We start from the raw sequence: 22575 nt of genomic DNA on the forward strand, positions 1-22575 counted from the left end.
ACGATTATCTGCATAAATATCCTGTTCCATAATTGTATCAGCTCACTTTTATTTGAATACTATCATATAGCCAATTTGGAATACAAGCAAAATTAGTGCTACAACTACCTGGTTTTTGATAACTCCAAAACGATCCTTCATGTCCAGCATAGCTACTGGAACAACGTTGAAGTTTGCAGCCATTGGTGTGCATAGTGTTCCGCAATACCCGCAGGTAAGCGCAACCATGCCTATTATTACTGGATTTGCACCATAAGCTAATACAAATGGTGCTCCAACGCCCACTGTCATTACTGTAATAGCAGCAAATGCATTACCCATAATCATGGTAAACAGCATCATACCAACAGCATAAACTATAATGCCTACATTTACATTTCCCTTAGGGATTATATTTCCTACTAATTTTGCAATTACATTGCCTACTCCTGCTGCTGTAAATATAGCACCTAAGCTTGCAAGAAGCATTGGAAGCATGCTAAGAGGACCAACCATTGAAATTAAACGCTCTGAATCCTTGAGAAATACATTTGGAGTGTTGTCTTTTGAGAAAATCATTAAAATTATTATTGATACAAAAACACCAACTCCCACTCCTACCAGTGCTCCCAATTTTGGAGCCCATATTGCAAAAATAATTGCAAAAATACCCATTGATAATGCTGGGATAAAGATTTTCATACCTATTTTTTCAAATTTCTTCTTTGTATATGAAGGGTCAGGATTTTCCACCTTTCCAATTTTCACTTTTTTGAATATGGCTGGGATGGTCATTATAATAATCAGTATACCATCTGCCCTAACTGGTATCCATCTGCCAAAAGCAAGCACAACACCCAGTGTACACCAAAATAATGCTGTACCAAATCTTGATGGATTTTCCTTATCCATGGTATTTTTAACACCTGTATAAATAGTAATTAGTCCTATAATAATATATATAATCTCTAATAATTTTGCACCCAGTAACACCTTAGGATCCATAAAAAATGACATATGCTGCGCCTCCTTCTATTTTTTATTTGGTGAATTATCATAGTAATATTTTTTAACAAGCTTCTTATCTTTTAAGAAGTAATAGATAATTGCTACTATTACTGCAAAAACACCTACAGGAATTTCTACTTTTGACAGGTCGATTAATTCAACCTTGTAACCTAATGAATTTAATGTTGATTGTACAAGCAGTGCTCCAGGTCCGCCTACAAACAATACCTGACAGAAAAACCAGGCAATGTTTTCCATACCAGATGCCATACCTTTAATCTCATCCTCATACTGCTCATTTAGAACTTTGCCAGAGGCTTTAATTACTCCTGTTGCCATTGGCATAATAATTGGTTTAACGAAGCCTGCTACACCGCCAAAGCTTACATTAAATGCTGCAAAGATACCACGCATAACTCCATAGGCACCTATAACAGCTCCTGCTGTAGCACCTTTAACCTTGCCAATTAATTTTGCGGCTGCCTCCTTTAATCCATTTCTCTCCAATGTACCAGTAGCCAGCATAATCAATATGAAAATTGCCATACTTCTGTTAGCCACAAAACTCTTTCCTAAAGTATCCAGCAATCCATTTACTCCCATCCCTCCAACAAAAGCTGTTACAATGGAAGCACATAAAACAATGAGAATTGGATCCAGCTTAAATGCGAATCCCACTATTACAATTAAGATACCTAATAATTTAATAAGTTCCATAATTCGGCCCCCTTTTTTTATTTTTTTATGAAAGCTGCATTACACAATAATTGGTCTTTGTCTAATGCAGCTAGCGATAACATGTCCTTCATTTGAACTATAGGATTGTTTATACACACATTTGCAGTGCATAAGCATCTTTATTATTGCCAAATCGTGCTGCACATGTGCTCTGGCACAAAGGTTCAAATATTCACCCTGTGCTGTTTCATCAGCAACTTCACTTGTATATGCCACAGTTGTTATCCATGGGAATCGTACAGAAGGATAACGATGTGAAGCATTGTAGGAAAATGGTACCCAATAGTTAATCATATCTTTATAATAATCTGCAGGAAACAATTTAGGCATCCATCCATGTGCAAATTTTTCGAATCTCTCTGCCCATTCCTTATTCCATGATGTGATTTCTTTATTTTTCCCAATTGCTTCGGCAACCACTTCTTCTATTTTTTTATTTACTGCATAATTACTCTTGTAAGCTTCATCTGTAACAGTCCAGTAATATCCATATAGTAATGATCTTGGCAGCCAGAATCCTTTAAATGATGGTGATGTATATCCTGAAAACTGCTGTTCCCATTCATGACTTGGAACTCCATGATTGTCTACGGAAACATCCGGTAAGAATGCTTTCCACAGCCATTTTTGTGCTTTTGCTTCTGAATGTATAGTGTCATTTTTGAACACCTCATGGGAGAATTCCTTACCTATGGCATTAAACCTGGCAACATGAAGTTTCCAGTGAGGATTGTCCTTCTGTAATTCATAATGTATTGCCGCTCCGTCGACATTTTCCATTGGCACAATTACCAAATTTAGTTTATTAGGCAGCTCCTTATATTCATCTGAACTTAAAAGTTTCTTAATCAGCATAAATGCAGCATTGGTGCTGGATACTTCATTTGCATGATGCCTGCAGTTAATAATTTCCGATGGACAATAGGTTATTCTCTTTGTTCTGGACACATATCCGCTTTCCTTAGGTAAAAGTTCAATTGCATATATTTCTTTTCCCATATAGGAATCTGCTGCTTTATAAACAGCAATACCAGGCACTCTTTTAAGCATGCATATAATTTTCATATATTCATCATATCCAATTAATTTATGCTCATATAAATCAATACTATTAATATCCAGATCCTTTATCTGCTCTTTCTGGCTTATTATGTTTGCAGTGTACATGCCATCTTTTGTATCAAATATAATTTTATTGATTCCCTTAAACATTTTGCTGCTGCATAAAACCTTTCTGTTTAATAAATCAGCATAAGCCCTTACTATTTTAGGATCAGCCCCATGTGCTTTTATTTGAACATTAAGCTGCTTATTTTCATAATTTATTTTATTAATGTATATATTCTGCTGCTCTCTTGAAACCATGCTGTGTATTTTTCTTCCATGAGAGCATATGCATGGTTCATTGGCCATTTGATCATATAAGGTTACCTTAAATGTGGGTTTTCCCTGGGCCTTTTTTATTATTGGAAGAATTAACCCTGGCGCATCCAGTATAGCTCCAGTTTCCCTAACTCCATAATTCTTAAAATAGTCTGAACCTACAAAATACATATCCTCGTGAAGTGCATCTAAGGAGGATATCATATCTTCTCTTGAATTAAGCCTGTAATTAGGTTCACTTGCAGTAACCTGCAGCTGCAGCCTGGAGAAGAATGGCTGCTTTTCAATAGTTGGTTTTCCCTTCACCTTGATGTTTATGAATTCTCTGCATTCCGGAAGTACATTACCTTCATAAATATCCCATATATTTTCTAAATCCGTTGCTATTCTCCTTTTAAAAAAGCTTGTTCCATTTCTCACCACATATAAATATCCTGTAGAAGGATGTACTTTTCCCATTTGCGGGTATTCATCCAGATATTGCCTTTCTGTATATGCAGCCTTGTATTCTTCTTCAATAATGCAGTGCTGTGCTTTGTCATATGCCTGAAATAAATAAGTAATATCTTTGTCTCCCTTATATTCCATGAACTCAATGTTCTTCCTATGAATACCTAATTTTTCACTAATAATGTCCTCTATAGGGTATAATTCCTGCAGAAACCTTATTGGCAAGTCATACCAGTAATCAGGATTATCCTGTTTTATGTTGTTATAGGAAGGTACTGCACCATCTTCATCAATCCATTTTCTTTCACCTTTAGGTAAAAATGCTTTAAAGGCAATAATAACTTTTGACACATCCGTGTTTTTAAGCTCCATGAGCCTTGGCAGCACTACTTCTTCTATCCAGGATATTCCCTGTTTATATGCACATATAAGCTGCAGCCTTTCACATACTGCCCCTGTCATAAGAAGTTTATTATTGATTTTTTCTGCTACTGCGGCTCTTACAGCTTTTTCCTCGCTTAATGCACCATATATTTCTACCTTGTCTCCTGATTTTAAATATGGATATATTTCTTTTTCAAGCAATTCTTCAAATACATCCACCTCCCATGGAATGTCATAAGTTCTTTCATATACAGGCTTCATTTCTTTGTAACTATGGAATTCAACTTTAGGAAATTCTTTCTCTATAACTGAAAGCTCCTTCTGAATATCTGGTGCAAAAAATGCTTTTATTTTCCCCTTTAATTCAGGCTCAAAGGCTTTTAAATATGCCAGTTGTCCATCTAGATTTTTCATAGCAAAACTGTCTGTAAAATACTGCAGCTGGTCTATCCATGTTTTTCTATCTGCTAATAAAGGAAAGTTTTCACACAAGAAACTGGAGAAGTCTTCTAATTCCTGTCCTTCACCGGTTACATGTACTACTGTGCATTGCTGCTTTTCTTCTAAATTAATACTGCATTCATTGCCTTTTTCAAATAAAAGTAAATTTCCAATATAGCCTTCTGGAGCCACAATGGGCCCTTCATAGGCAGTTGTCTCCATGCCAAATCTAAAGGCAAAATTGCAGGCCGCAATGATAACAGAAGTGCTGCTTTCCTTTGGAAACGCAATTTTGAATAATAATTTGTCGGGCAATAAATCCAAATCAGTATCCTGTAGAAAACTTCCTTCACTAAATAGTGTTTCCAACCCTTTTTTCTTTCTCCAATCAAAATCCTGTATTGGTTTTGCATTATCTGTGGCTGACACATAATTTTCTGGAATTTCTTCTTTACTTTCATAGCTGTGCTGCAGCTCATCCATTGTCCTTGGCACAATATGCTCCTTTTTTAAAGCTGCAATTGGAAAATGTGCTGAAACAGTATGAAACCCAATAAACAAAGCTGTTTCTACAGTTTTACACTTTTCTTCCCATGTCATATTTTCAGTGATATATATGCTTTTTTCATCAGCTTCCATATTCATCCTCCATTCCGTATTAAATTCTATACTCCGTTCTACTTTTATATCCCTAATTGTATTGAATTATTGTAAAATTGTCAATATTGATTTTCCAGTCATAGTAGCCTGCATTTATACCCATAATGATTATTTTAATGAATTTTATTCTAATTCCGCAGTTTTACATCAGCTTTTAATTTAAATAGCTGCCTGCTGCATTTGGACATGATTCAGTAATATGCTATAATATTGGCATTACTATACAAAGGAAGTTTCAATAATGAATGTGAAAAAAATTAAAACAAAAGATAAAATTATTAAAGCAGCTTGGAAACTTTTCGTTAAACAAGGCTATGAGAAAACTACTATTTCTGAAATAATAGAAGTTTCTCAAACCTCACGTGGTACCTTTTACCATCATTTCCGAGGAAAGGAAGATTTGCTTTTTAGCCTGGCTTATTTTTTTGATAATGACTATACAATATGGGAGAAGACAATTGATCCATATATGAATTCTTTGGACATATTATTATCATTTGATGCCTATGTATTAAAGAATTTAGAGAATTCACCATATAGACCATTCTTGTCTTCACTATATGGTCTTCAGGTCATGACTTCAGGTACAAGGCATATTTTAGATCCCAGTAGAGAGTATTATAAAATAATTGCCGGATTAATGAAAGAAGGAATAGAAAAGAATGAAATTAAAAGCAGTCTTTCATATATGGAATTAACTGAGGCTTTTGCAATTATTGAACGTGGGCTTACTTATGACTGGTGCCTAAATAAAGGGCGTTATTCTCTATTACAGTACGGTCAGCGAATGATGAAAATATTTCTCAATTCTATAAAAGCTTAAAAGGGATATATAAAAAGACACTTCCCAATGAAAAGTTGGTAAGTGTCTTTTTATATGGGGTCAGATGCCTTACAAAAATTATTTATATTTGTCTAAATATCTAAAAAACACATACTCCATTATAGCATTAGCTGTCACTCTGGATCTGAATTTAATATTATTTATTTCATATTCACTTGAGAATATAAACAGGCATTTGTCAGATAAGTTAGCTAACGTATTATACCCTACATTAGTAACACATATGATTTTACAGCCTCGTGTTTTTGCTATATTCACAGCCTTAATTACCTGAGGGGTTTCTCCAGACATTGATATGGCAATAATTAAAGTTTTATTATCAAGATCACTTGCTGTAGAATACATTATGCTTGTATCGTTAAAATATCTGCAATTTTTTCTACAAGATGAAATTTTCTTGAGATATCTATGCACACATCTTTAGATGAACCTTCTCCATAAAAATCTATTTTTTCAGCATTGTAGATTAGATCTATTACTTCGTTAATCACAGAATCATTAATTAAATCTTTAGTTTTAGCAATATCATCAAATAAAAATGTATTGCTTGGTACTATCTTTTGGTTATTTTCTCTGTCTATTGAACTTTTTAAATTTGCTTTAAATTCTGCATATCCTGAGTAAGATAATTTATTACAGAACCTGACTATGGTTGCAGTAGAAATAAAAGTTTCTTTAGATAGGTCTTGAATTCGCATGTTTGACACTTTTTCAGTATTCTCCAATATATACTTAAGTAAATAATTTTCATTTTTATTTAATAATTTACGATTTTTTTCAATAGCATCAAATACTGTCATATATTACCTCCTTAAATGATATCATCGAGGGTAAAAGTGTGGTAAAGCTTAATAGAGTTTTAGTAAATAAAATATGTACTAATGACCTTCTAAATCATTATATCACACAAAATGAAAATATTTTCACAAATGTAAATTGTACTACATGTGAAAATGTTTTCTAAATCCTCTCAAAGCCTTTTATTATTGAAAATATGACACTATACTAAAAATATCATGAATGGTACCACATGTAGGATTATTAAAATTTTATGCCAAGAGATACATTATATAAGGAGATGTTGTTAGATGAAAAAATTCAACGTATCATTAGTTGGTGGAGGTAGTACATGGACTCCTGGACTTCTTTCAAGTTTATGTAAGTTAAAGGATAGATTCCCCATAAATAGATTAGTTATGTTCGATATAGATGAAAAACGACAAGAAGTAATTGGCAATTATGCAAAAGTATTGTTCAAGGAAAAATATCCTGAATTGGATTTTAGATATACTACAAAGGTTGAAGAAGCCTATATAGATGTTGACTTTGTAATTATGCAAATGAGAACCGGCGGTTATAAGATGAGAGAAAAGGATGAAAAAATTCCTTTAAGTTTAGGCGTAATAGGACAGGAAACTTGTGGCGCTGGTGGATTTGCTTATGGTCTTAGATCAATAAGAGACATGATTAAAACAATAAAAGATATAAGAAAGTATTCTAAAGATGCTTGGGTATTAAATTATACAAATCCAGCTGCTATAGTGGCAGAGGCATTAAGAAGAGAGTTCCCAGAAGATAAGAGAATTTTAAATATATGCGATCAGCCAGTTAATTTATTACGTTCTTATGGCAGAGTTTTGGGAAGAGATTCAAAAAACTTTGAACCAGTTTATTTTGGTTTAAATCATTTTGGATGGTTTACTAATTTATATGATGAGAATGGAAATGATTTAGTTCCAGAACTTAGAAAAGTAATAAAAGAAAAGGGATTTATTCCTGTAGATGCAGAGCAAAGAGATAAATCATGGTTAGCCACTTATGCAATGGTACAGGATATGGTTAATGATTTCCCAGAATATCTTCCAAATACTTATTTACAATATTATTATTATCCTGATTATAAAGTTAGTCATTTAAATCCAAATTATACAAGAGCAAATGAAGTCATTGATGGGAGAGAAAAAAGAGTTTTTGAAGAATGCAGAAGAGTGGCTAAAGCCGGTACTGCAGAAGGTTCTGTGATGGTTCATAATGATGCACACAGTGAATTTATGATAGAAGTGGCTGAATCCATTGCTTTTAATCTTAAAAAAATATATATAGTAATTGTAAAAAATAATGGAATAATTTCAAATTTAGATGATGATGTAATGGTTGAAGTTGCTTCTGTAATGACAGCAAATGGGCCAAGACCTCTTGCTGTAGGTAAAATTCCTACATTTTATAAAGGTCTAATTGAATCACAATCAGCTTATGAAAAATTAACAGTAGATGCTTATTTTGAAGGTTCATATGAAAAAGCACTGCAGGCATTAACTCTTAACAGAACTATTGTATCTGCTAAAAAAGCAAGACAGGTTCTTGATAAATTAATAGAAGCTAACAAGGAATATTGGCCTGAACTTAAATAACAAGATTTAAATAGAATATTGGTATATTAAAAAGCAGTGCCAATATTCTATATTTAAACATGAAATAATTATTATTTTAGGAGGAAGAATAAATGACGAAAACAAGCTATTTCGCTAAATTCCAGCAATTAGGAAAAGTATTAATGACCCCCATACTTATATTGCCAATGGCTGGTATATTAATGGGTATTGGGTCTGCGTTTTTAAGTCCGTCTGTAATGAAAACGATGCCCTTCCTGCAAATGCCATTTTTTAAGTTGTTTTTTAGTTTGCTTAAATCATCAGGATCAATTGTATTTAATAATTTGCCGGCAATCTTTGCAATATCCATAGCTATAGGTTATGCAAAAAAGGAGAAAGGTATTGCAGCACTATCTGCCTTTTTAGGATATATGGTTATGAATGTTACAATGAGTACCTTACTTATTAATCTTGGCAAAATAAACCCAGATAAACTGCTTGTAGGACAAGCAAATATATTAGGAGTTCCCACAGTTGATACAGGAGTTTTTGGTGGAATATTAGTAGGATTTCTAATCGTTCATCTGCATAATAAATATTATAATATATCCTTGCCGCCTGTTTTATCAATATTTAGCGGTACAAAATTTGTCCCAATGGTTTCTATTATAGGATCATTAATTTTAGGATTAGCCTTGTCTGCAGTATGGCCTTTTTTTCAAGGCATCTTAAATCAATTAAGTATATTAATTAAAAGCACTGGTGCTTTTGGATCTATGATATACGGTTTAGCTGAAAGAGCCCTTCTTCCTTTTGGACTTCATCATTTTGTATATCTTCCATTTTTCTTTACGAGTCTTGGCGGCAGTATGGAAATAGGTGGTAAAGTAGTTCAAGGTGCTGTTAACATTTATCAGGCTCAGTTAGCTACTCCAGGACAAATGTTTAATATTGATGTCACTAGATTTGCTATGAATGGTAAAGTTATAGAATCTATGTTTGGATTGCCAGGAGCAGCTTTGGCTATGTATATGTGTGCAAAGCCTGAAAGAAAAAAAGCTATAGGGGGATTTTTTCTTGCAGCAGTAATTCCAGCTTTCTTTTCCGGAATTACAGAACCAATTGAATTTTCATTTTTATTTGTGGCACCAGTATTATATGTAATTCATTCTATATTTGCAGGAACTGCCTATCTTGTAACTTATTTGCTGCAAATTAATATACCTGGCAGTGCAGCTTTTGGTGGACCTTTCTTAAGCTTTATATTTAATGGAATTATGCAATCAGATAAAGGTTCTAACTGGGTATTTGTTCCTATAGTAGGAGTAATATATTTCTGCTTATACTATTTCAGCTTTAAGTTTGCAATTACAAAATGGGATTTAAAAACTCCAGGAAGAGAAATTGAAGAAGATTCAAAAGAAAATTCAATGGTTTCATCAGGTAATACAATAATTAATGATATAGTGGAGGCACTTGGCGGAAAAGATAATATTAAAAGTGTTGATGCCTGCTTTACAAGATTGAGGGTTTCTGTCAATGATATGTCTATAGTTAAAGATGATAATACATGGAAGAAACTTGGTGCTAATGGAATTGTTAAGGTTAAAGATGGTGTTCAGGTCATCTATGGAGCTAAAGCTGATGTTTATAAAACTCAAGTAAGAGATTTGCTTGGAATGGAATAGGTGGTTCTATATGTTTAGTAAATTATTTAAGAAAAAAAATGATGTTGAAATATATTCTCCTATAAAGGGAAAGATTGTTGATATTACTAAAGTCCCAGATCCAGTGTTTTCTAATAAAATGATGGGTGAAGGTATTGCAATAATTCCTGAAGATAATATTATATGCTCACCTGTAAATGGGTATGTAGCTCAAATCTTTAAAACCAAGCATGCAATTTTGCTAAAGAGTAATGATGGTTTAGAAATAATAATTCACATTGGATTAGAAACAGTTAGTTTAAATGGCGAAGGTTTTGAGGCTCTAATAAATGAAGGAGAAAACGTAACTATAGGTAAAGAACTTATAAAAGCAGATTTTGAATTCATGAGGAATAAAGGGCTTAATACAATAACTCCAGTTGTCATAATTAATTATGAAGATAAAAATATTATAAAATATTTGGGATATAAGGAAGCTGGCGCTTCTATAATGAAGATTTCTTAATAGTAATCATTTCCGGTTTTTGCAAGAGGCTAGGTGCCTTACAGGAACTATGGCTATTTAAATAGAAATAATAAAAAATAGGTTCAAGGATTAGGAGCTTAGGAGCTTAGGCTCTTAGTCCTTGAACCTTTTTAATTTTTAAAAGCAAAAGTTGTCAACTCTGTTTCCAATCCCTCCCAAGTCACAGGTACCTTAGTTTTTGTTGCTATTTGTATTAATTTGTATTAAAATATTTAAAGTGTTAAATAAAACATTGAACGCCTTATCTTGGAAGGAATGGTATTGTGAAAAAGGATATTCTAATGTATGAATCTGATGAAAGGATACAAAATTTAAATAATAAAATCAATTCAGAATTACTATTTTTATTTAATTTATTTATGGGCATATATTATCTTTACAAACTTTTTGTATTTAATGAGGATTCTTTTGTTATTGTTATTTTTATAGCATCAGAGATATATACGGATTTAAGGCTTGCTTTGCAAGGTGCATACTTACCTAGCAAGTTTTCAAATATAAGTAGTATTGCTTTTAGTTTATGCGGTATGGATTACGTAGTCTCTGTTTTGAATCTTCATACCAATTTTATAATAATAGTAATTTGTTCAATTATTATATCCGTTTTATACTATGTTTTATTAAAATATCTTAATAGATTATTTTATAATAAACTCAACTTTACTGATAAATAAAGTTTTGAGGTTATTCCTTTAATTAAATATAAGTAATATTAAGTAAATTTAAACAGATTGCCAACAACTAAAATATACAAAATGAATAAAGATAAGCACAGGGTAATAACAGTAGTTAAAATGCTCCTTAATAATAAAATCCAGCTGGTTGACGCAGAAAACCCAATTAATCCAAATATAAAAGTAATAAAAGATATACATAATACAATATTTAGCGGATGTACATGCAATAAATTAATTATATCAGGCGATGACACTGATATAAAGAATAATGCCACACAGATAAACGAGAATATAAAAGCCCACAGGTTAATTTTTATTTTCATAAGCCTCACCTAAGTTCTTACCTGTAATTATCTTAAACAACTCTTTGGACTTTTCCTTGTCTAATTGAACATACTTAATTTTGCTATCTATCACAAGTTCTATTTTATCTTTATTAGGACTTATCCATAATGCATAAACTTCCCCACTTGTTTTACTTTTAGTATCCTCAAAATGGAATTTATATTCTGCAGGATGCACCATGTTTACTTGTGCATTTTCCCATTTTATTCTATTAAGAATATTCTTTGCATTTTGAACATCTTTGCTATCCTTGATTTCATTATAAAATTCATATTTGTTTTCCCCATTAATTTGCTTTTCAACTACTATTTTATCTCCCACATTTTTTATACCGTTTGAGCATCCAATTATTAGTGAAATTAAAAGCATTGATATAAAGACAATAAATATTTTATTGAGTTTCAAAGCTAATTACCTCCGTAATTTTTCATTAATATATATCGGTACTGTGAACACCCTTATGGCTCATTTAAACAACTGTGTTGATGAAGTTTGAAAGGTTGTTAGTTTTTACCAAGTACCAGGTACCTTACAAAAATTAAAAAATAAAACGAATTACTTTATAGTCATTCTACTACTATAATTAGCTTTTTTATAATTCTTAAACAATATTAATACTAAAATAGCATCAGATAATAATATAATTCCATTTAGGTAGAATGGAATCACATGTCCAAAAGAATCGTATAACCATCCCCCCACCAATGGTCCAATAACTGCACCCAGACTGGATACAAATAAATACAAACCATATGCTGAACCACGAATATCTCTTCCTGCTATATCTGAAACCAATGCTTCTTCTGCTGGTGAAGCCATAACTATTCCTATGGACTCCAAAACCCAAAGTATAACTAATACTTGAATACTATACATATGTGTAAACCCCAAGGAAACTATACCTGAACCTATTAACCCTATAACCATAGGCATTTTCCTGCCAAATTTATCGCTGATTCCACCCAGTCTTGATGGTAAAAAAGCATATACAAGGGCAGCTGGAATAAATGCAGTTGCTAATGTTCCAATATTAGTGGTAAATCTATCTTGAAGATAAATCATTAAAATAGGACTTAACATTGATGTTGATATAGAACTTATAAAAACTATTAATAATAATTTTGTAAAATTACTATTCAATTTATTATTGTCAGATTTGGTTTGTTCACCACTTACTGCCTTTGTTTCAGGAATATATTTATATGCAATATAACCTGCTGCTATTGATAAAATGGCATAACCCTTAAATAAGATACTCCAGCCCCTCATAAGAGTAAAGTTACTTAATAAAACAAAACCTATTAAAGCACCATATAATGCACCCTTGTTATGTGCACCATCTACCTGTCCAATAGCAATGCCTCTCTTTTCATCATCTGCAATATCTATTGCAATAGAATAAGCCGAAATCCACATAAATGAAGCACCTATTGCCTGAATAAATCTGCTTATATATAAAGAGATCACATTGGTTGAACATGAAAACAAAAACATGGAAATTCCATAAAAGATGAATGCGCTGACAAAAAACATCTTTCTTCCATATTTGTCTATAGCTTTTCCGATAAATGGCCTTAAAATTAAAGTTACAATGCTGAATATTGAAAACAGCCCTCCGATAGTTAATGCATTCCCGCCAATTCTTTTGCTGTAAATAGGTAATATAAACGACATGATTCCAAAGGCAAATGACCCCAGCATTATAGATGTCTTTAAATGAGATCTGATTTTAGATGTATTTTCCACAATATACCTCCCATTAATTATTAAGTTCACATTTTTCCACCACTGTGGCACAGTAGCATAAAATTGCGATGCAAAACTCTTACAGTTAAAAGTTATGAGTGGAAAGTTTATAGTTATTGATGATTTTACTCCGTTACACTACGTAAAATCTTTAATTTATACAAGTTAGCAATGTTTTGCTTCAGCAAAACGAGCCTAAATAATAAATTAGTTTTATGACGCAAGGAAGAAAACTCACCTTAACTATTGACTCTTAACTTTTAACTCTTAACTTTTAACTTTTAACTGTAAAATTGTATCACCATTGATTGCTTAACCGTCATATATTAAAGAGTATTATTCATAAAATTCATCTTTAGTCAGATTATAAAATAATACCCCCAAAAATTAATTATTTTACTTTGCTATTACTACAAATCGCTTCATATAAATATAATACCATATCTTACATAATATTACATAGCTATTTATATTCTAAATAGAAAGTAAATATCTAATCACCTTTAGCAGTCCCAAAAATCCTTGAGGATTGGATATTTTGTGACAGCTACGGTGAAGATATTTATTACTTTCTATATAATTGTAAGCAAAATAAAAAAAGGAGAACCTCCATCACATCTGGAGACTCTCCTTCTTTTTTAGTTTCTTTAGGCTAGTTGTTATTAATTATAGAAATACCATAAATCCTATGTTATAATCTTCTAAATAGATTTCAAAGTAAATCAGCTATTTGAGCTTCTCAAAAAACTGTAGAAGCATCAGTATTTTTGCTTGCTTAAATAGCGATTTACTAAATGAAATTATATAGTATGATTCAATATAGTTGAATGTGGGCTACTGGTATCATCCATCCCTTCTGAAGGGAGGTGATACATATGAGTAACGACGTTTTAATGTTGCTATTTCAAGGTGGTTTGTTCTTAATTGTACTGTTAACATTAATAGTGTTACTTATAGAAAAAACCTCCAAAAAATAGTAGCTCCTTCGCAAATGGATAGCTACTATTTTTAATAAAAATTTAGTGATACCAGTTGCCTAAGCAACTAGAATTGTATACTATAGGGTGTTGGTAGCACCCTATTTTTATTTTCTGTATGTTTATTTATATTATATCAAAATTTATATAAAAATAAACATTTATTTTTATGATTTATTTAACATATAAGAGAATTTCGCATCGCAAAACTCTTACAGTTGAGAGTTATAAGTGAAAAGTTCACAGTTATGGATGATTTTACTCTGTTACACTACGTAAAATCTTTAATTTATACAAGTTAGCAATGTTTTGCTTCAGCAAAACGAGCCTAAATAATAAATTAGTTTTATGACGCAAGGAAGAAAACTCACCTTAACTATTCACTCTAAACTCTTAACTATTCACTCTAAACTCTAAACTTTCAACTCTTAACTTCTAACTGGTTTGAACCATTTCTTAGCAAGTGTATTTCCAAAGATGCCGCCTATAACCATGAAGGCAAGGAATATCCAGCCTGATAAAGAGAAGTTTGCAATAGGTGTATATAATGCACCAACGTTACATCCATTTGCAAGTCTTGTACCAAATCCCATTGTAAGTCCGCCCAGTGCAAATAGCAGAGCTTCTCTAAATGTAAGGTGCATGGCTGAAGTGAATGTCTTAACGAATTCCCCAGCTGTTAAAAAGTATATTAATGTTCCAAGAATAATGCCAATGTTCTGTACGGATACAGCATTCTGGAAGAATGGCTGATTAAAAGCATCTGGAGACATTTTTGCAAAGGAAGCCAGTGACCCAGCTGGGACTCCAAATAACATCAAAACTTTGCCAAACCATATTCCATAAGGAGTTGATGCTCCCCATCCTGCTTTTGTGATACCCATTAACAAGGTGAACAATATGGCAATGATAACAGCGCCCTGCTTTAATGTCCATGGTTTAACAAATAGTCTGTCATAAGTTGTATCGCTTACTAATTTGTAATTCTTATCATCGAAAGGTTCAATCTGGTCCTGATAATTTTCCATAGGCATACCTGTATATGTTTTGTTAGCTTTACGTTTGCTTTCATAAACATGTGATAAAGCTATAACAATTCCGCAGAAAACTGCAGTTAAAAGCAGTGCTCCAAGATAGCCCTGAAGTCCATCCCATTTAAATAAATCTGGAAGGAATACACCTCCTGCCTGTTTTGAACCTACAGGTGTTGTAAACCATGATTTCTTAATCCATGCTGCTGTATTCTGCACTGGATATCCAATAAACACACCTATACCAAAGAATATCAATGTAGTGAAAGCACGTGGAAAACCTGTAACCAAATCAGTCATAGTTCCAGTAGCACAGCAGGATGAAAAGGCCATACCAAATCCAAACAACATTGCACCTAGAAGAAGTCCCAGATTAATTGGATTAACCCAGAGTTTATAGCTGTTAACATCCCCCTTGAAAAGGAAAGCACTTGTCAGCATACATGTTATAAAGAACATAAACATAAGATTCCTCATCAGTTTTGTAGACCCTGTATTGTATGCACGATTAACACTTCCTGCAAATCCTGTATAGGCTCTTGACAAGGCATAGCCAAAGCCCAGACCAACTACTAATCTAAAAAATATATCTGTTTTTAAAAATGAATTGCCTAGAATAAGTATTAAAATAATTGCTGCAAACCCTAAGACTTCCTGAATAGTTTTTAAGCTTTTACCAGTACTTACTTTGGTAGTTACTTCTACTGTTGTATTATTCATATAAAAAACTCCCCCTTAGGTTATATTTATAGAAAGTAATAAATATCTTCACCACAGCTGTCACAAAATATCCAATGATACGGATTCTTGAAACTGCTGCGGCATTAGATATTTACTTTCTATATTTTAATTTTTATATTATAAGAAATTATAATCTGTAACTATCTTTTTTCTTCCAGTTGTTACATCGTCGAAATATTCATAGAAAGATATTCCCATAAATCCTCCTGAAATATTGTAAACATTCTGGAATCCTAATTGCTGAAGTGCCATAACTGCATTATAGCTTCTCTGCGCACTTCTGCAGTGCAGATATACCGGCTGATCTTTAGGTATTTCATTTGTTCTTTGTCTTAACTGGCTAAGTGGAATGTTTTTGGCTCCAATTATATGGCTTAAGTCATACTCATTTTTTTCTCTTACGTCTACTATGAATGCTCCGCTTTCAACTAAACCTCTTACATCTTTTTCACGTACCTGTTTAAAGGAGCCATTTAACAGATTAGTACCAACATATCCTGCAAAATTAACTACATCCTTAGCAGTTCCAAATGGTGGTGCATAGCATAATTCTAAGTCTCTTAAGTCATCCACAGTTGCTCCAAATTTAATAGCTGTTGCAATTACATCCATTCTCTTGTCTACATTTCCTTTGCCGATTGCCTGAGCACCTAATACTTTTCCTGTTGGTATTTCAAATAGCAGCTTAAAATGAAGTGGTTCACATCCTGGCATTAAGCCAACCTTATCACCTGGAATTACTTTAGCTACTTCATAGTTGATATCTAACTTAAGTGCTTCTATCATTTCTTCGTTTAATCCTACTGAAGCTGCATTGTAATCAAAGCATTTTACTACTGATGATCCTATAAAGCCTGTATTTCTTACAACTTTTCCATGAATATGGTCTGCAGCCTGTCTTGCTTGTTTTTGAGCAGGTCCTGCTAATGATATTTTTGTCTTCTTTCCTGATAATGCATTATATACTTCAATGGCATCTCCAACTGCATATATATCTTTATCGCTGGTCATGTAGTTCTGGTCAACCTTTATAGCTCCCGTTTCTCCTATTTCAAGGCCTGCTTTAACTGCAAGTTCAGTATCTGGACGAACACCAATAGCCATAACTACTGCTTCTGCTTCTATCTTTTTACCTGATCCTAAAACAACAGTGTCTTTTTCAAATGACTCTACTTTATCTCCTACAATTAAATTCACACCGTGATCATACATTTCTTTATGAAGGATCTGAGCCATATCATAATCAAATGGTTTCATAATATGAGGCAGAGCTTCAACCAGGGATACATTATTTCCTGCTTCTCTTAAATTTTCAGCAACTTCAACTCCTATAAAGCCTCCTCCTATTACTGATACATTTTTTATTTTATTTTCTTTTACATATCTGTTTAACTTGTCTATATCCACAACATTTCTAACTGTAAATACTTTTACATTCTCAATTCCTTTAATTTTTGGAACTATTGCTTTTGCGCCTGGAGATAATATTAATTTGTCATAGTTTTCAGTGTACTCTTCTCCAGTAATAACATTTTTAACTGTTACTTGTTTTTTCTCTCTGTTAATAGCTGTAACTTCATTATGAACTCTGGCATCTATATTATATTGTGCCTTAAACTTATCAGGGCTCATAAGTACCAGACTGCCAGCATCTTTTACTGTGCCGCTTAAGTGATATGGAAGACAGCAGTTTGAAAATGATACATATGGATCCTTTTCAAACATTATTATTTCATCTTCTTCACCTAATCGTCGAAGTCTTGCTGCTGTGGATGCACCACCTGCAACACCGCCTACAATTAAATATTTTTTGCTCATTTTATGACCCCCCATTTTTATATTAATATTTGTGTTGTTTGTTAATTTTATCTCAAGCACTATGTTAATTATAGTACAATTTCAAAGGTTTTCATAATAACCTTATTTTATGCACTATAACAAATACTTATATCCAATTTGTTATATAACAACACTCATAAGCAAAAATAAAAAGAGTGAATTAGATATATACACTCTTTTATAATTAATTATATTCACAAAAAACTTCCATTATTCATTTTGGCAGTTAATAATTTTTAATATTTCTTCTCTCATACCCATATATTCAGGAGTATATCTTTCATTTTTTTGATTTATATCTGAAATATGATATGTGAATTCTGAATTAAATTCCTTAAGTATTCTGCCAGGCCTGCTTGACATTACAATAATCCTTGTAGCCAGGCCTAATGCTTCATCAACATCATGAGTAATAAGTAAAACTGTATTTTTTGTATTCTTCCAGATATTTCTTATTAAACTCTGCATGTTTTGTCTTGTTAAAGCATCCAGAGCTCCAAAAGGTTCATCCATTAAAATCATTCTGGGGTTATTTATTAAAACCCTTGCCAGAGAAACTCTTTGCTTCATGCCCCCTGAAAGCTCGTATGGTTTTTGCTTTTCAAAACCCTGCAAGCCAACAAGATCTATATATTTATCAGTTAATTTTTTAATATCATCTTTAGGGAACTTCCTCATTTTAGGGCCGAAAGCAACATTATCCTTAACATTTAACCATGGATATAATGTTGGACTTTGGAAAACAACACCTCTGTGCCAGTCAGGCCCATTTATAATTTCATTGTCCATTTTAGCTTCACCTTCTGTGGGTTTTAAAAAGCCTGCAATAATTTTAAGCAATGTGCTTTTACCACAGCCTGATGGGCCAAGTACACATATAAACTCTCCTTCAGTTATATTTAAATTTATGTGCTTTAGGGCATCAACTTCACCTTTTTCACCGGAATATGTTAAATTCACATCATTTAATGTTACAACATAATCTTTTTCATTCTTTATTACCTCGTTCATTACAATTCTCCATTACAATTATTTTAAAGCTTTTTCTATATAAGATGGATTTACAGCCTTTTCAAAGGTTGACAATTTGGGTTCATTTATAACACTTTTTTGTTTATACAGGAAATCAGCAGTATCCTTTAATGAATTTACTAAATTACCCTTTTTTGCACTTGTTCCAAAATAAGCTGGACCCAATTGCTGCTCAGCTGTAAGCCATGTAGAGCCTTTTGTTTCCTTTAGTGCTTCTTCCTGTGATATTTTTAAAGAATCTGCAAGTGTTTTAACTGCCTCAGCCTGATTATCATTATAAAGTTTTACAGCTTTATTCAAAGCTTTAATATACTTTGTTACAATGTCTGGATATTTTTCAGCAAATTCTCTTCTAACAACTTCTACATTTGATGTAGTAACGCCCTTTGCAGCCATATCCTTGCTGGAAATTATAGTTCTGCCATCCTTTGAAAGGTTAGAAAGCGTAGGCTCCCAGGCATAAGCTGCATCAATATCACCTCTTTGCCATGCTGCATATATATCAGGCATTTGCATATCAAGGAGTTTTACGTCTTTTTCATGAACACCATTTAACTCTAAAGCCTTTAATAAACTATAATGTGTTGTAGTTGTAAATGGAGTAGCTATCTTTTTTCCCTTAAGATCCTTTACAGAATTAATGTTGGAATTCTTTTTAACTACCAGCTGCTCTGCATCACCAAGAACTTCATGTATCCAAATGGTTTCTACATCAATGCCGCTTGCAATGCCCTGAGCTGCAGAAGCTGAACCAAGTAATGCAAAATCAATATTTTTTGAAACAAGGGCATTTCTTATATCCCCTGCCTGAAATTCAATAATATTAACCTTAACTCCCATTTCTTTTTCAAAAAAACCTTTTGCTATAGCAATCCTCTCATCATTTGGCATTTGCTGAGTACCTATATTCACTACCTTAGGCATATTTGAGGAGCTTGTACTATTACCTGATTTGCTCTTTGAGCTTCCACAGCCTGAAAGTAATACTCCTGCCATAGTTATTATTAAAACATCTGCTATTATTTTTTTTAGTTTCATGACCTTCACCCCTAAACATATTTTACTCTTTGCCTTCCCATGGAACAACTTTGTGTTCAATAAACAATATACCTCTATCTAATAATATACCAGTTATGCCCATTATGATAATTCCTAAAAATATAATGTCACTTCTTAAATATCGGCTTGCATCTAATACCATCCACCCTATGCCTGAATTGGCTGCAACCATTTCAGCTGATACCAATGTAGTATAGGCAACCCCCAGAGCCGTTCTCAGCCCTATAAATATATCAGGTAGACATGCTGGAAATATTACATGAAAAAATATCTGCATTTTACTGGCACCTATTGTGTAAGCACTATTTATATAATCTTCCTTTATCTTCATAACTGCTGAAACGCAGGAAATATAAATTGGAGCAAAGCTTGCTAAAAATAAAAGTGCAATCTTGGATCCATTTTCAATTCCAAGCCATAGAACTAAAAGTGTGTAATAAGCAAGTGGAGGCAACGGCCTGTAAAAATCTATAATGGGCTCAAAAACTGCTCTTATCTTGGAATTATAACCACTGGCTAGTCCTAATGGAATTGCAGTTACAACAGCCCAAAAAAAGGCAATACCAAGCCTTTCCATACTTGCTCCCAAATGCTGAAGCAATGTGTAATTTTTGTATCCATTTTTCATAATATCAATAAAAGCAGCCCATACTGACTGTGGAGATGGTACTAATTTAAAATCCACCCAGCCTAAGGCTGTTGATACAAACCATAATACTAAAATAATAAGTATTGTTCCAATTGTTAACATTTTTTCACATGTGGTTTTTTTCTTTATCATAGCCATTCTTCCTTAATAAATTTTATGTTAATTATAGTACAATGTCAGGGGTTTTCACAATAAGTAAATATTATGCACTATAAAAAATTCTTATATCTATGGGTACTTCAGATTTTATATAAATACTGAAAACGCCGTTTATATTCACTTTTACCCTCTGTAGTGATACAATAAAATTAAATATTCTTTTACTGAAAGGATGTGAAAATGTGAATTTTGAATATCTCCAATCATTTTATGTAACAGTAAACTGCAATAGTATATCAAAAGCAGCAGCCACTCTTCATCTTACCCAGCCAGGGCTTAGTATGCAGCTTAAAAATCTTGAGCAGGAATTTGGAGCCAGCCTTTTAATACGAAGCAATAAGGGTGTTGAGCTAACAGAAGAAGGTAAAGTTGTATTTAACTACGCAGATACTATTTTGTCAATTAAACAAAATATAAAAAGAGATCTCAAAAGCCTACAACAGGACAACCCAAAATTAATTATCGGGTCCTGCAAAAGTGTAGGAGAATATGCACTTCCTTGCAGTATTTATAATTACAAAAAGCTTTACAGCGAAGTAGCCATTAATATGCAGGTTACAACTTCTTCTGATGTCATTGAAAAATTACGTGATCATAGTATTAATATTGGAATTATTCAAGGTGCCCCGGAAGATAATGATATATCTACCTTGAAAATAATTTCAGATGAACTGATTTTAGTTGGAAATACTTCTAGTAATAAAAAAGTAATTTCTTTAGATGAACTAAGGAAACTTCCTTTAATCTTACGTGAAAAAGGTTCCAGTACAAGATCACTTCTTAAAAAAGCTTTAGAAAAAAAAGGACTTAATTCACAAAATTTAAATATTATATATGATTTAAATTCACCGGAAGCAATTAAATCTTCTATTTCTGCCGGCAAAGGATTTTCATTTTTACCCAGACTAATTGTTAGAAAAGAACTAAAAGAAGGTACTCTTCAAAAACTTCAGGTAAATGATTTTAAAGTCAGATTTAATTATTATATTGCCTATAGAAAAAACTATAAGTTTACTAATTATGAACAGAAATTTGTAGACTTTATCATTTCCAGTAAAAGAGGGTTTTGCTAAAAATGTGGAGGACACGCTCCTCCTACAGCAAAAATTTCATTAAAATCTTAGTTCCTGCCATGGCCCCTAAAACAACAAAAATCCAGAAAACCCATGCATGCAGTGAGAAGGATGGAATCCCATCAAAAAAACTTCCGACAGTACAGCCATTGGTAAGTCTTGATCCATACCCCATCATGATTCCGCCTATAAGTGCAAACACAGCATGTTTTGTACCCTTTATTTTTTTAAATTTAAATTCTGATGCCAGTAGTGTTGCTATTAAAGCCCCTACAATGACACCTATATTTAAAATGCTGAATTGATTAATAAATACATTATGATTTGCAATTATGCTTTTATACTCAGGCATAATGTAATTAAAATAATCCCATTTAAATGGCTGTAAGCCAAACTTCTCCAGGATTCCCCCTGCCCATAATAAAAAACTGCTGGTTATCTGCCATGCTGTGCCTGTTACAGCCAGGAGTATTACATTAAGTATTCCAAGCAGTACTCCTCCAACCCAGTAAGGCCAAGGCTTTCTTAAATATTCAGTTATAGACTTCATACATCCACCCCCTATTTATTATGGCTTTTGAATAAAAATCTGCCATTCCCCATTTTCCATTTCAGTTACTTTTACTTCATAATCGTTTTCCTCGCCCCATTCTTTAACAATAACTCCCACACAACTTTGATCTGAATGTAAAACCAAAATATCTTCTGAATTCATTGTTCTTAATTCCTTAATAGCTTTAATCATAGGAATAGGACAAGCTTCATATAAACAATCAAGATCTCTCACTTCCATAA

At 32.7% G+C, this 22575-nt stretch carries 22 protein-coding genes; 8 read left to right on the forward strand and 14 right to left on the reverse strand.

Going from position 1 to position 22575, the window contains the following annotated elements; genetic code table 11:
* Positions 1 to 48 precede the first annotated feature (48 nt).
* From EQM05_RS12040 to EQM05_RS12050, 3 genes are read right to left on the reverse strand one after another with little or no spacing between them, the layout of a single operon-like run.
* Entirely contained in the window at positions 49 to 996 is a 948-nt protein-coding gene (locus tag EQM05_RS12040) for a DUF979 domain-containing protein (protein ID WP_128750260.1), read from the reverse strand.
* Positions 997 to 1011: 15 nt separating this feature from the next.
* Positions 1012 to 1704, reverse strand: coding sequence for a DUF969 domain-containing protein (locus EQM05_RS12045; protein ID WP_128750261.1), 693 nt, complete (start codon positions 1702 to 1704; stop codon positions 1012 to 1014).
* 39 nt (positions 1705 to 1743) lie between these two features.
* Positions 1744 to 5022 (reverse strand): M14 family metallopeptidase, encoded by a 3279-nt coding sequence (locus EQM05_RS12050; RefSeq protein WP_243108065.1) that lies wholly within the window; start codon positions 5020 to 5022, stop codon positions 1744 to 1746.
* 262 nt (positions 5023 to 5284) lie between these two features.
* Between EQM05_RS12050 and EQM05_RS12055 the strand changes: the two genes are divergently transcribed.
* Positions 5285 to 5866, forward strand: a complete 582-nt coding sequence (locus tag EQM05_RS12055; RefSeq protein ID WP_128750262.1) for a TetR/AcrR family transcriptional regulator — start codon at positions 5285 to 5287, stop codon at positions 5864 to 5866.
* A gap of 78 nt (positions 5867 to 5944) precedes the next feature.
* Here EQM05_RS12055 and EQM05_RS12060 read toward each other — a convergent pair whose 3' ends face one another.
* Complete coding sequence (locus tag EQM05_RS12060) at positions 5945 to 6232, reverse strand: SIS domain-containing protein (protein WP_243108066.1); 288 nt, start codon at positions 6230 to 6232, stop codon at positions 5945 to 5947.
* Entirely contained in the window at positions 6232 to 6687 is a 456-nt protein-coding gene (locus EQM05_RS12065; RefSeq protein WP_128750264.1) for a MurR/RpiR family transcriptional regulator, read from the reverse strand. Before EQM05_RS12065 ends, EQM05_RS12060 begins: the two co-directional genes overlap by 1 nt.
* A 288-nt stretch (positions 6688 to 6975) precedes the next feature.
* Here EQM05_RS12065 and EQM05_RS12070 point away from each other — a divergent pair, with 288 nt between their 5' ends.
* From EQM05_RS12070 to EQM05_RS15855, 5 genes are all read left to right on the forward strand, one after another.
* Positions 6976 to 8298: a 6-phospho-alpha-glucosidase gene (locus EQM05_RS12070; protein WP_128750265.1), complete on the forward strand. Its 1323-nt coding sequence runs from the start codon at positions 6976 to 6978 to the stop codon at positions 8296 to 8298.
* A gap of 92 nt (positions 8299 to 8390) precedes the next feature.
* The gene (locus EQM05_RS12075) at positions 8391 to 9947 is read left to right on the forward strand and encodes a PTS transporter subunit EIIC (protein ID WP_128750266.1); all 1557 of its coding nucleotides are present in this window, start codon (positions 8391 to 8393) and stop codon (positions 9945 to 9947) included.
* Positions 9948 to 9957: 10 nt separating this feature from the next.
* Positions 9958 to 10431 (forward strand): PTS glucose transporter subunit IIA, encoded by a 474-nt coding sequence (locus EQM05_RS12080; RefSeq protein ID WP_128750267.1) that lies wholly within the window; start codon positions 9958 to 9960, stop codon positions 10429 to 10431.
* A 284-nt stretch (positions 10432 to 10715) separates the two neighbouring features.
* Entirely contained in the window at positions 10716 to 11126 is a 411-nt protein-coding gene (locus EQM05_RS12085; protein ID WP_128750268.1) for a DUF6773 family protein, read from the forward strand.
* 81 nt (positions 11127 to 11207) lie between these two features.
* A complete protein-coding gene (locus EQM05_RS15855) occupies positions 11208 to 11465 on the forward strand; it encodes a hypothetical protein (RefSeq protein WP_164917283.1) in 258 nt (85 codons plus the stop codon).
* On the opposite strand, the gene EQM05_RS12095 is transcribed toward EQM05_RS15855, so the two are convergent.
* Together EQM05_RS12095 and EQM05_RS12100 are read right to left on the reverse strand one after the other, a co-directional pair.
* Positions 11436 to 11879, reverse strand: a complete 444-nt coding sequence (locus EQM05_RS12095; protein WP_243108067.1) for a hypothetical protein — start codon at positions 11877 to 11879, stop codon at positions 11436 to 11438. The two genes, EQM05_RS15855 and EQM05_RS12095, sit on opposite strands and share 30 nt — an antisense overlap.
* Positions 11880 to 12029: 150 nt before the next feature.
* Positions 12030 to 13220 carry an MFS transporter gene (locus EQM05_RS12100; RefSeq protein WP_128750270.1) on the reverse strand — a complete coding sequence of 397 codons (1191 nt, stop codon included), beginning with the start codon at positions 13218 to 13220 and terminating at the stop codon, positions 12030 to 12032.
* Between the two features lie 875 nt (positions 13221 to 14095).
* Between EQM05_RS12100 and EQM05_RS12105 the strand changes: the two genes are divergently transcribed.
* Complete coding sequence (locus EQM05_RS12105) at positions 14096 to 14197, forward strand: putative holin-like toxin (protein WP_128750271.1); 102 nt, start codon at positions 14096 to 14098, stop codon at positions 14195 to 14197.
* A gap of 428 nt (positions 14198 to 14625) precedes the next feature.
* On the opposite strand, the gene EQM05_RS12110 is transcribed toward EQM05_RS12105, so the two are convergent.
* The 5 genes from EQM05_RS12110 to EQM05_RS12130 form a co-directional block, all read right to left on the reverse strand.
* Positions 14626 to 15948: a YeeE/YedE family protein gene (locus tag EQM05_RS12110; RefSeq protein WP_128750272.1), complete on the reverse strand. Its 1323-nt coding sequence runs from the start codon at positions 15946 to 15948 to the stop codon at positions 14626 to 14628.
* A gap of 138 nt (positions 15949 to 16086) precedes the next feature.
* On the reverse strand, positions 16087 to 17787 hold the full coding sequence (locus EQM05_RS12115) for an FAD-dependent oxidoreductase (RefSeq protein WP_128750273.1): 1701 nt from the start codon (positions 17785 to 17787) through the stop codon (positions 16087 to 16089).
* Between the two features lie 231 nt (positions 17788 to 18018).
* Entirely contained in the window at positions 18019 to 18819 is an 801-nt protein-coding gene (locus EQM05_RS12120; protein WP_128750274.1) for an ABC transporter ATP-binding protein, read from the reverse strand.
* Between the two features lie 18 nt (positions 18820 to 18837).
* Positions 18838 to 19878 (reverse strand): aliphatic sulfonate ABC transporter substrate-binding protein, encoded by a 1041-nt coding sequence (locus EQM05_RS12125; RefSeq protein WP_128750275.1) that lies wholly within the window; start codon positions 19876 to 19878, stop codon positions 18838 to 18840.
* A gap of 22 nt (positions 19879 to 19900) precedes the next feature.
* Positions 19901 to 20686: an ABC transporter permease subunit gene (locus EQM05_RS12130; protein ID WP_128750276.1), complete on the reverse strand. Its 786-nt coding sequence runs from the start codon at positions 20684 to 20686 to the stop codon at positions 19901 to 19903.
* A 203-nt stretch (positions 20687 to 20889) separates the two neighbouring features.
* On the opposite strand from EQM05_RS12130, the gene EQM05_RS12135 reads away from it, so the two are divergent.
* Positions 20890 to 21780 carry a LysR family transcriptional regulator gene (locus EQM05_RS12135; RefSeq protein WP_128750277.1) on the forward strand — a complete coding sequence of 297 codons (891 nt, stop codon included), beginning with the start codon at positions 20890 to 20892 and terminating at the stop codon, positions 21778 to 21780.
* Positions 21781 to 21802: 22 nt separating this feature from the next.
* Here the strand turns inward: EQM05_RS12135 and EQM05_RS12140 are convergent, their stop codons facing one another.
* Both EQM05_RS12140 and EQM05_RS12145 read right to left on the reverse strand, forming a co-directional pair.
* A complete protein-coding gene (locus tag EQM05_RS12140) occupies positions 21803 to 22330 on the reverse strand; it encodes a YeeE/YedE thiosulfate transporter family protein (RefSeq protein ID WP_128750278.1) in 528 nt (175 codons plus the stop codon).
* Between the two features lie 18 nt (positions 22331 to 22348).
* Positions 22349 to 22573 carry a sulfurtransferase TusA family protein gene (locus tag EQM05_RS12145; protein WP_128750279.1) on the reverse strand — a complete coding sequence of 75 codons (225 nt, stop codon included), beginning with the start codon at positions 22571 to 22573 and terminating at the stop codon, positions 22349 to 22351.
* Positions 22574 to 22575: the final 2 nt, after the last annotated feature.

This window comes from Clostridium sp. JN-9 (genome assembly GCF_004103695.1).
Lineage (GTDB): Bacteria > Bacillota > Clostridia > Clostridiales > Clostridiaceae > JN-9.